This window comes from Flintibacter sp. (assembly GCF_046973065.1).
In genome coordinates, this window is the sequence record NZ_JBKVXZ010000024.1 from 37,307 (window position 1) to 46,905 (window position 9,599).

General features: G+C 60.2%; 6 protein-coding genes, 1 pseudogene and 1 riboswitch. All 7 genes and pseudogenes read left to right on the forward strand.

What is annotated here, in order from left to right; all coding sequences use genetic code 11:
* The first annotated feature begins 20 nt into the window (after positions 1 to 20).
* The 7 genes and pseudogenes from leuC (at position 21) to ACLTXB_RS10130 (ending at position 9,508) form a co-directional block, all read left to right on the forward strand.
* Positions 21 to 1,283, forward strand: a complete 1,263-nt coding sequence (leuC, locus tag ACLTXB_RS10100) for a 3-isopropylmalate dehydratase large subunit (RefSeq protein ID WP_428226893.1) — start codon at positions 21 to 23, stop codon at positions 1,281 to 1,283.
* A 160-nt stretch (positions 1,284 to 1,443) separates the two neighbouring features.
* Positions 1,444 to 1,929 carry a 3-isopropylmalate dehydratase small subunit gene (locus ACLTXB_RS10105; RefSeq protein WP_428226894.1) on the forward strand — a complete coding sequence of 162 codons (486 nt, stop codon included), beginning with the start codon at positions 1,444 to 1,446 and terminating at the stop codon, positions 1,927 to 1,929.
* Positions 1,926 to 3,001, forward strand: a pseudogene (gene leuB / locus ACLTXB_RS10110) (3-isopropylmalate dehydrogenase). The gene ACLTXB_RS10105 and the pseudogene leuB overlap by 4 nt, the downstream one beginning before the upstream one ends.
* Before the next feature lie 288 nt (positions 3,002 to 3,289).
* Positions 3,290 to 4,489: a pyridoxal phosphate-dependent aminotransferase gene (locus tag ACLTXB_RS10115; protein ID WP_428226895.1), complete on the forward strand. Its 1,200-nt coding sequence runs from the start codon at positions 3,290 to 3,292 to the stop codon at positions 4,487 to 4,489.
* A 171-nt stretch (positions 4,490 to 4,660) separates the two neighbouring features.
* Entirely contained in the window at positions 4,661 to 5,158 is a 498-nt protein-coding gene (locus ACLTXB_RS10120) for an amidase domain-containing protein (RefSeq protein WP_428226896.1), read from the forward strand.
* Between the two features lie 96 nt (positions 5,159 to 5,254).
* Entirely contained in the window at positions 5,255 to 8,029 is a 2,775-nt protein-coding gene (locus ACLTXB_RS10125) for an FAD-dependent oxidoreductase (protein WP_428226897.1), read from the forward strand.
* Positions 8,030 to 8,125: 96 nt separating this feature from the next.
* Positions 8,126 to 8,320, forward strand: a riboswitch (cobalamin riboswitch).
* 150 nt (positions 8,321 to 8,470) lie between these two features.
* On the forward strand, positions 8,471 to 9,508 hold the full coding sequence (locus ACLTXB_RS10130; protein ID WP_428226898.1) for an ABC transporter substrate-binding protein: 1,038 nt from the start codon (positions 8,471 to 8,473) through the stop codon (positions 9,506 to 9,508).
* Positions 9,509 to 9,599: the final 91 nt, after the last annotated feature.

The following is a 9,599-nucleotide window of genomic DNA, read 5'->3' on the forward strand; positions in this document are numbered from 1 at the left end:
CCTGAAGGAGGAAGTTACATATGGGTATGACAATGACGCAGAAAATCCTGGCCAAGCACGCCGGGCTGGACCACGTGGAGGTTGGCCAGCTCATCGAGGCCAAGGTAGATATGGTCCTGGGCAATGACATTACCACCCCCGTGGCCATCACCGAGTTTGAGAAGGCCGGCTTCAGCCAGGTCTTTGACAAGGACAAGATCTCCATCGTCCTGGACCACTACACCCCTTGCAAGGACATCAAGTCCGCCGAGCTGTGCCTGAAAGCCCGCAACTTTGCCTACAAGCACAACATCACCAACTTCTTTGATGTAGGCCAGATGGGCGTGGAGCACGCCCTGCTCCCCGAAAAGGGCCTGTGCGCTCCCGGCGAGATCATCGTGGGCGCCGACTCCCACACCTGCACCTACGGCGCTCTGGGCGCCTTCTCCACCGGCATCGGATCCACCGACATGGCCGCCGCCATGGCCACCGGCCTTCTGTGGTTCAAGGTGCCCGCCGCCATTAAGGTCACCTTGAAGGGCAAGCTCCAGCCCATGGTATCCGGCAAGGACGTGATTCTCCATCTGATCGGCGAGATCGGCGTGGACGGCGCCCTCTATCAGTCTCTGGAGTTTGCCGGGGAGGGCGTTTCCTCTCTCACCATGGACGACCGCTTCACCATCTCCAACATGGCCATCGAGGCCGGCGGCAAGAACGGTATCTTCCCTGTGGACGAGAAGACCATGGAGTACATCAGCGGCCGTGTGAACCGTCCCTGCGAGGCCTTCGAGGCCGACGCCGATGCGGAGTATGTCCGCGAGGTGGTCATCGACCTGGACAAGCTGGAGCCCACCGTGGCCATGCCTCACCTGCCTGAGAACACCAAGGTGGTCACTGAGGTAGCTGGTCTGCCCATCAACCAGGTGGTTATCGGCTCCTGCACCAACGGTCGCATCAGCGACCTGCGCGCCGCCGCCGCCGTCATGAAGGGCAAGAAGGTGGCCGCCAATGTGCGCTGCATCGTGATTCCCGCCACCCAGGAGATCGTCCTCCAGGCCATGAAGGAGGGACTCATCGAGACCTTCATCGAGGCTGGCGCCGCCGTCTCCACCCCCACTTGCGGTCCCTGCCTGGGCGGACACATGGGCGTTATGGCAGAAGGGGAGCGCACCGTCTCCACCACCAACCGCAACTTCGTAGGCCGCATGGGCCATGTCACCTCCGAGGTCATTCTGGCCTCTCCCGCTGTGGCTGCCGCCTCCGCCATTGCCGGCTGTGTCGCCGACCCCCGCAAGCTTTCTTAAAAGAAAGCTTGGCAAAGAATTTTGTGCGAAACTTCGTTTCGCCTCCTGGGGTTTTCGGAAGGGAAGAGGAGGACAGAGAAACGCTTCGTTTTTCGTTCTACAGTCCATATTTCCTCCCGATTCCCATTTGATAGATTGATTCAGAAAGGATTGAGACCTGATGAAGGTATATAAATACGGTGCCAACGTGGATACCGACGTCATCATCCCCGCCCGCCATTTGAATGATCCCTCTCCCGCCGCCCTGGCCTCCCACTGCATGGAGGACATCGACGTAGATTTTGCCTCCACCGTCCAGCCCGGCGACATCATCGTGGCCGGTCCCAACTTCGGCTGCGGCTCCTCCCGTGAGCACGCCCCTCTGGCCATCAAGTCCTGCGGCGTGAAGTGCGTCATCGCCCCCTCTTTTGCCCGTATCTTCTACCGCAACGCCATCAACATCGGCTTCCCCATCGTGGAGTGCGCCCAGGCCGCCGAGGAGATCCAGCCCGGCGACCAGGTGGATGTTGATTTTACCACCGGCGTCATTACCGACCAGACCACCGGCAAAACCTATCAGGCCGCGCCCTTCCCCGAGTTCATCAAGGGCATCATTGAAAGCGGCGGCCTGCTCAATTCTCTGAAGGCCCGGGGGGTGGCGAAATGAATTACAAAATCGCTCTCATCCGCGGCGACGGCATCGGCCCCGAAGTAGTGGGGGAGGCCGTCAAGGTTCTGGAGCAGGTGGGCAAGAAGTTCGGCCACACCTTTACTTACACCGACGTGCTCATGGGCGGCTGCGCCATCGATGCGGTGGGCAAGAGCTACCCCGACGGTACCGCCGAGGCCTGCAAGGCCTGCGACGCCGTCCTGCTGGGCGCGGTGGGCGGTCCCAAGTGGGGGCACTCCACCGACCCGGAGAAGCGCCCCGAGACCGCTCTGCTCTCCATCCGGAAGGATCTGGGGCTGTATGCCAACCTGCGTCCTGCCGCTCTCCGTCCCGCTCTGGCCGACGCCTGCCCCTTGAAGAAGGAGACCGCCGACAAGGGTATTGACCTGATGATGGTCCGTGAGCTCACCGGCGGCATCTACTTTGGCCAGAAGGAGCGCTACCAGACTGAGGACCGGGGAGAGGAGGCCTCCGACCGCATGGCCTACTCCGAGAAGGAGATCGAGCGCATCGGCCGCCGCGCCTTTGAGCTGGCCCGCCTTCGCCGCAAGAAGGTCGCCTCTGTGGACAAGGCCAACGTGCTGGAGACCAGCCGTCTGTGGCGGCAGGTGATGCACCGTCTGGCCGAGGAATATTCCGATGTCGAGTACGAGGACGTGCTGGTGGACAACGCCGCCATGCAGCTGGTCCGGGACCCCAGCCAGTTTGACGTGGTGGTCACCGAGAACATGTTCGGCGACATTCTCTCCGACGAGGCCAGCATGATCACCGGCTCTATCGGCCTGCTGCCCTCCGCCTCCATCGGCGACACCGCGCCCGGCCTCTACGAGCCCATCCACGGCTCCGCCCCTGACATCGCCGGGCAGGACAAGGCCAACCCCATCGCCACCATCCTCTCCGTGGCCATGATGCTCCGCTACTCCTCCACCTGGCCGACGAGGCCAACGCCGTGGAGCAGGCAGTGGACGCTGTCCTGGCCGAGGGCTACCGCACCGCCGACATTGCCAAGGCGGGGGAGAAGGCCATCGGCACTTTGGAGATGGGCCGTCTCATCTGTGAGCGCATCTGATATTGCCTTTGTTTCAAGCGGGCTCCGGCTTTCACCGGAGCTCGCTTTTTGCATATTGTCCAAAGGAGAGATGCAAAACTTTTGAAATTTTACGAGAATGGGCTTGCATTTTTGAAAGCGGAAGCATATAATGTTTTTTGCTGTGACAAAGTAAAGAAGTGCAAGGTTTTAGAACAGCGCCCAAATATTGCAAGCCTCTCCGTTTTGCAGTTTTCCATGCAGCGGAACAGGTAAATTGCATTATTATGAAGGAGTCCTTGCAAATATAACGATACGGAGGCGTTTCCTATGAAAGAGTTGTCCCGGATTGCACTGGCCATCGAGCCTTCTGCCACCATGGCCATTGACTCCATGTTCAAGCAGATGAAGGCTGACGGTTTGGATGTCATCGGCTTTGGTGCCGGTGAGCCTGATTTCCCCACTCCCGATTACATTAAGGAGGTTGGTATCCAGGCCATCCAGAATAACGACACCAAGTATACGCCTTCTGTGGGCACCGTGGCCCTGCGCAAGGCCATCTGCCAGCGTCTGAAGGAGGACTGCGGCGTGGAGTACACCCCCGCTGAGGTGGCTGTCTCCAACGGTGCCAAGCCCTGCGTCTATGTGGCTCTGCGCGCTCTGGTGAACCCCGGCGATGAGGTCATCCTGCCTGCTCCTTACTGGGTCAGCTACATTGAGCTCATCCGCATGGTGGGCGGCGTGCCCGTGGTGGTGGAGGCTACCGAGGCCGAGCACTTCAAGATCACTCCTGAGAAGCTCGCCGCTGCCATCACCCCCAAGACCAAGTGCATGATCCTCAACAACCCCTCCAACCCCACCGGCATGATGTACAGCCGCAAGGAGCTGGAGGAGATCGCCAAGGTCTGTGTGGAGAAGGACATCTATGTCATCTCCGACGAGATCTACTACCGCTTGGCCTATGACAACGAGGAGTTTGTCAGCTTCGCCGCTCTGGGCGAGGATGTGAAGGCCCGCACCCTGCTGGTCAACGGCGTGTCCAAGTCCTATGCCATGACTGGCTGGCGTATCGGCTACGTGGCCGCTCCCGCCGCCATCTCCAAGGTGATCGGCAACTATCTGGGCCACTGCACCGGTTCCCCCAGCTCCATCTCTCAGGCCGCTGCCGCCGAGGCTCTCTCCACCTCTCAGGAGACCGTGGAGAAGATGCGCGAGGCCTTCGAGGAGCGCCGCAACTACATGGTGGAGCGCATGAACCAGATCGAGGGCGTTTCCTGCATCAAGCCCGAGGGTGCCTTCTATGTCATGATGAACATCAGCAAGATCTTCGGCAAGGAGCTCTTCGGCCACGTCATCAAGGACGCCGACGACTTCGGCAACATGTTCCTGAAGTACGGCAAGGTGGCCGTGGTGCCCGGCACCAGCTTTGGCGCCCCTGAGTTCATCCGCTGGTCCTACGCCACCTCCATGGAGAACATCAAGGCCGGCCTGGACCGCCTGGAGTGCTTCCTCTCCGGCAAGGAGGTTTGATCTACTTTTCTTTCAAGAAAAGTAGACAAAAGAACTTTGTGGGAAACTTCGTTTCCCCTCTAAGCCCGTTATAAAAGCATCACGTGGGAGTGACATTCTTCGTCGCTCCCACGTTTTTTATTGTCACGGAATGGGCGGGCCGCATAGGATAGGCGGAAAGGGGAGAGGACCATGCCGCTCATACCATACGACCGGGACGCGGCGGTGCGCTACGCCCACCGCTGGGCCTTCAGCCGAAATCCACGATTTTATAATTTTGATGAATTGGGGGGCGACTGCACCAACTTCGCCTCCCAGTGTCTCTACGCCGGAGCGGGGATCATGAATTACACCCCAGATTTGGGCTGGTACTACATTGGCCCAAATAACAAAGCTCCCGCCTGGACAGGAGTACCTTATTTTTATAATTTTTTGACCCGTAAGCAGGAAAACCGGGGACCGGTAGGGGTGTCCGCCTCCATAGAGGAACTTCTGCCCGGCGATTTCGTCCAGCTCCGCTTTGATGGGGATGAGTTTGGACACACCCCGGTTGTGGTAGAGGTAGGCTTCCCCGCCACGTTGGAGAACGTATTAGTGGCCGCCCACAGCCAGGATTCCGACTTCCGCCCCCTCAACACCTATAACGTCCAGGAGATCCGATTCATCCATATTTTAGGTAGCAGAAAATAATTCTCATTATTGATTAAAAAAGCATTGGCGGAAGGAGCAAAATAGGATACAATACAGGTAAGCCCCCAAACAAACTAACACAAAGGAGAATTGCACATGGGTATTCTGGAACTCAAGCCCGGTTTTTATTTTACCGGCGCCCTGGATCACGACCTGCGGGTGTTTGACATCATCATGTACACCGAGTACGGCACCACCTACAATTCCTACGTGCTGAAAACTGCCAACCATACCGTTTTATTTGAGACGGCTAAGGCCAAATGCCTGGACAGCTGGCTGGAGAAGGTGGGCTCTATCACCCCCATCGACCAGGTGGACTATCTGGTGGTCAGCCACACCGAGCCCGACCACAGCGGCAGCGTGGAGCGCCTGCTGGAGCTCAATCCCCGGCTGAAGATCGTGGCCACCGGCTGCGCCATCAACTTTTTGAAAGAGATCGTCAATCGAGATTTCTACTCCATTGCCGTCAAGGACGGCCAGACCCTGGAGCTGGACGATAAGACGCTGGAGTTCATGGTGGTTCCCAACCTCCACTGGCCGGACACCATGTACACCTATATCCGACAGGACAAGGTGCTGGTCACCTGTGACTCCTTCGGTTCCCACTACGCCTGCGACGGTATCCTGGCCAGCGCCGTTACCGACCAGGAGGGCTACTGGAAGGCCACCAAGTATTACTACGACTGCATCATCGGCCCCTTCAAGAGCTTTATGCTGGACGCTTTGAAGCGGGTGCGCCCCCTGGAGCTGGAAATGATCTGCCCCGGCCACGGCCCGGTGCTGGACACCGGCATTCCCCACATGCTGGATACCTACGAGCAGTGGTCCACCGTCATCAACCCTAACCCCCGGCCCACCGTCATCATTCCCTACGTCAGCGCCTACGGCTACACTGGACAGCTGGCTCAGGCCATCGCCCAGGGTATCACGGACAAGGGCGGCATCGATGTGCGCCTTTATGACATGGTGGAGGCAGATGCCGCCCAGGTGGCCGAAGAACTGCTCTACGCCGACGGCTTCCTGCTGGGCACCCCCACCATCGTGGGCGAGGCCCTCAAGCCCATCTGGGACCTGACCACCGGTATGTTTGCCGGCACCCACGGGGGCAAGGTGGCCTCCGCCTTCGGCAGCTATGGCTGGAGCGGCGAGGGCGTGCCCCACATCATGGAGCGCCTCAAGCAGCTCAAGCTCAAGACTCTGGAGGGCTTCCGGGTGCGCTTCAAGCCCAGCGAAGACCAGCTCAAACAGGCCCGGGAGTACGGCATGGAATTTGCCCAGGCTGTGCTGGACAACCTCCATCCCATCCAGCGCGCTCCCAAGGGAAAGGTGCGCTGCGACGTGTGCGGCGCGGTGTTTGATGCCGACGCGGAGGTATGCCCCGTCTGTAAGGTTGGTCGCGAGCACTTTGTCCCCCTCACCGGGGAGGAGAAGGCCCCCAAGGAGGAGCTGGTGCGGTGCAAGGTATGCGGCGCGGTGTTTGAGTCGGACAAGGAGCGCTGCCCCGTGTGCGGCGTCGGTCCCGAGTATTATGTTCCCGTGAAGAAGGAGGAGAAGAAAGCCTCCGGCACCCGCAAGCTGGTCAAGTGCCTGGTGTGCGGCGAGATTTTCGACTCCTCTCTGGACACCTGCCCGGTGTGCGGCGTGGGCCGGGACAAGTTTGTGGAGGTAGAGGTGGAGGAGACCGCCTTCCGCAACGATACCCAGAACACCTACGTCATCCTGGGCAATGGCTGCGCCGGCGTCAGCGCCGCCCAGGCCATCCGGGAGCGGGACAAGACGGGCCGCATCCTGCTCATCTCCAACGAAGGCCCGGCCTACCAGCGCCCCATGCTGACAAAAGCTATGCTCTCCGGCCTCACCGCCGACCAGATGGCCCTGCACCCCGCCGGGTGGTATGAGGCCCAGAACATCGTCCAGATCCTGGAGCGCCAGGTGGTGGCGGTGGACACCCAGAATAAGCAGGTGGAGATGGACGGCGGCTTCAAGCTGCCCTACACCAAGCTCATCTTTGCCCTGGGCAGCGAGTGCTTCATTCCGCCCATTCCCGGCCACGACAAGCAGGGCGTGGTAGCCATCCGCCGTCTCAGCGATGTGGAGAAGATCCAGGCCATGGGCAATACCCTCAAGCAGGCTGTGGTCATCGGCGGCGGCGTGCTGGGACTGGAGGCCGCCTGGGAGCTGCGTAAGGCAGGCATTGAGGTAACCGTCCTGGAGCTGGCCCCCAAGCTGATGGGCCGTCAGCTGGACGACCAGGCCGCGGCGTTGCTGCTGGACGCCTGCGGAAAGTCTCAGGTCCGGGTGGAGACCGGCGTGCAGATCCAGTCCATCCAGGGCGGCGAGACCGTCACCGGCGTGGAGCTGGGCAGCGGCGAGGTCATCCCCGCCCAGCTGGTGGTGGTGTCTGCCGGCGTGCGTGCCAACACTGCCATCGCCCAGAGCGCGGGCATCGAGATCGACCGGGCCATTGTGGTCAACGAGCGCATGGAGACAAACCTGCCCGGCGTGTACGCCTGCGGCGACTGCGCCCAGTACCAGGGCATCAACTACGCCCTGTGGCCCGAGGCCCAGGAGCAGGGCAAGACAGCGGGGGCCTGCGCCGCCGGAGAGCTGGCGGCCTACCAGCCCATCGCCCCGGTGCTGGCCTTCCACGGTATGGGCACCGAGCTGTTCTCCCTGGGCGACCCCGGCAAGCAGCCCGGTGTGGAGTACAAGACGGTGGAGGTCCGGGACGAGGCCCGGAACACCCTGGAGCGGTACTACTTCACCGCCGGCAAGCTGTGCGGCGTGATTCTGGCGGGTGACCTCTCCAAGATGGCAGACATGATGGCCGCCATCGACGAGAAGCGCTCTTTTGCCGAGTTCTTCGCCTAAATCATCTCCTCTTTCCCGGCTGGGCATCCGCTCAGCCGGGAATTTTTTCTTCTTCCATTGACATAGACTCGGATGTGCTGATAAGATAGAGCGTACACAAAAATCAGCCCCTTCAGTGCCCAGCCTCGCCGCTGGGGTAAAAGGAAATCGGGTGCAAGTCCCGAGCGATCCGGTCACTGTAAGCGGGGAGCCTGCCGCAGGATGCCATTGTCCGGCCAATAACGCCGGGTGAGAAGGCGCGGCGGGCGCCGATCCGCAAGCCAGGAAGCCTGCTGAGGGAGCCATGGTGGGTATCTTCCGCAGAAAGTAGCCCCATCTGGATTTTTGGGCGGTTTGCTGCACCCATTTTTCCGATGCCTGCTTTCTCCGGGAAGCAGGCATTTCTGCTTTCCGAGAGGCAGGACATCTCGATGCGCAAGATACAAAAAGAAAGGAGATCGTATGAATACCTGGAAACGCCCCCTGTCCGCGCTGCTGGCCCTGTCGCTGGCTCTCACTCTGTCCGCATGCAGCGGACAGCCCATGTCGGATACCTCCGGCTCCCAAAGCACATCCTCTGCTGTCTCGGACAGCTCCGATGGCTACTATCCCGTCACCATCACCAATTACAACTACGCCGGGGAAGAGGTAAGCTACACCTACAACGAAGCCCCCCAGCGGGTGCTGGCTGTCTATCAGGGCTGCATCGAGACCATGATCGCCCTGGGACTGGAGGACCACGTCATTGCCAGCTACGGCCTGGACAACGAGGTAAAGCCGGAGTGGCAGGATGGATTCTCTAAAATGCACTACGATGACTCCGTTTTTGCCCCGGATAAAGAGACTGTCACTTTGATGGAACCCGATTTTATCTTCTCCTGGGGCTCCTACTTTGGAGACAAAAAGCTGGGGGACGTGGATGCCTGGAATGAGAAGGGTGTGGGGACCTATATGAACTCCAACACCGTTCCCGGCGGCACCCGCACCTTGGAAAACGAGTACACCGACATTTTGAACATCGGCAAGATCTTTCACGTGGAGGACAAGGCCCAGGCTCTGGTAGATGAGATGAAGGCCCAGGTGTCCGACACCCTGTCCGCAGTGAAGGGACAATCCCCGGTGACGGTGGCAGTGGTGGAGCCCATCAGCGGCAGCATCACCAACTATGGTGCCAAGTCTCTAGCAGGGGACATGGTGACAGCCTTGGGCGGGGAGCTGGCCATGCCCCAGGCCGACTCCATCAGCAAGGAGGACCTGGTGGCCGCCGACCCGGAGGTCATCTTTGTGGTGTACATGGCCTATTCCGGCGACGACCCCGAGAGCGTGAAGCGTGAGCAGCTGTCCCTCATTCAGGATGACCCCGCCCTTCAGAGCCTGCAGGCGGTCAAGAACGGTAACGTCCATCTCATCATGTTGGGCGACATGTACGCCAGCGGTCCCCGGACTCTGGACGGCCTGAAGACCCTGGCCCAAGGCATGTACCCGGAGCTGAGCCTGTGAGTCGGAACGGAAAAGCACGCCTGGCCCTGGTGATCCTAGCCGCCGCCCTCATCTTATCCCTGGGACTGGCGGTGAGCGTGGGTTCCATGGC

Coding starts and splice junctions, on each gene's coding strand:
- leuC (WP_428226893.1), top strand. CDS start 21: ATGGGTATGACAATGACGCAGAAAATCCTGGCCAAGCACGCCGGGCTG.
- ACLTXB_RS10105 (WP_428226894.1), top strand. CDS start 1,444: ATGAAGGTATATAAATACGGTGCCAACGTGGATACCGACGTCATCATC.
- ACLTXB_RS10115 (WP_428226895.1), top strand. CDS start 3,290: ATGAAAGAGTTGTCCCGGATTGCACTGGCCATCGAGCCTTCTGCCACC.
- ACLTXB_RS10120 (WP_428226896.1), top strand. CDS start 4,661: ATGCCGCTCATACCATACGACCGGGACGCGGCGGTGCGCTACGCCCAC.
- ACLTXB_RS10125 (WP_428226897.1), top strand. CDS start 5,255: ATGGGTATTCTGGAACTCAAGCCCGGTTTTTATTTTACCGGCGCCCTG.
- ACLTXB_RS10130 (WP_428226898.1), top strand. CDS start 8,471: ATGAATACCTGGAAACGCCCCCTGTCCGCGCTGCTGGCCCTGTCGCTG.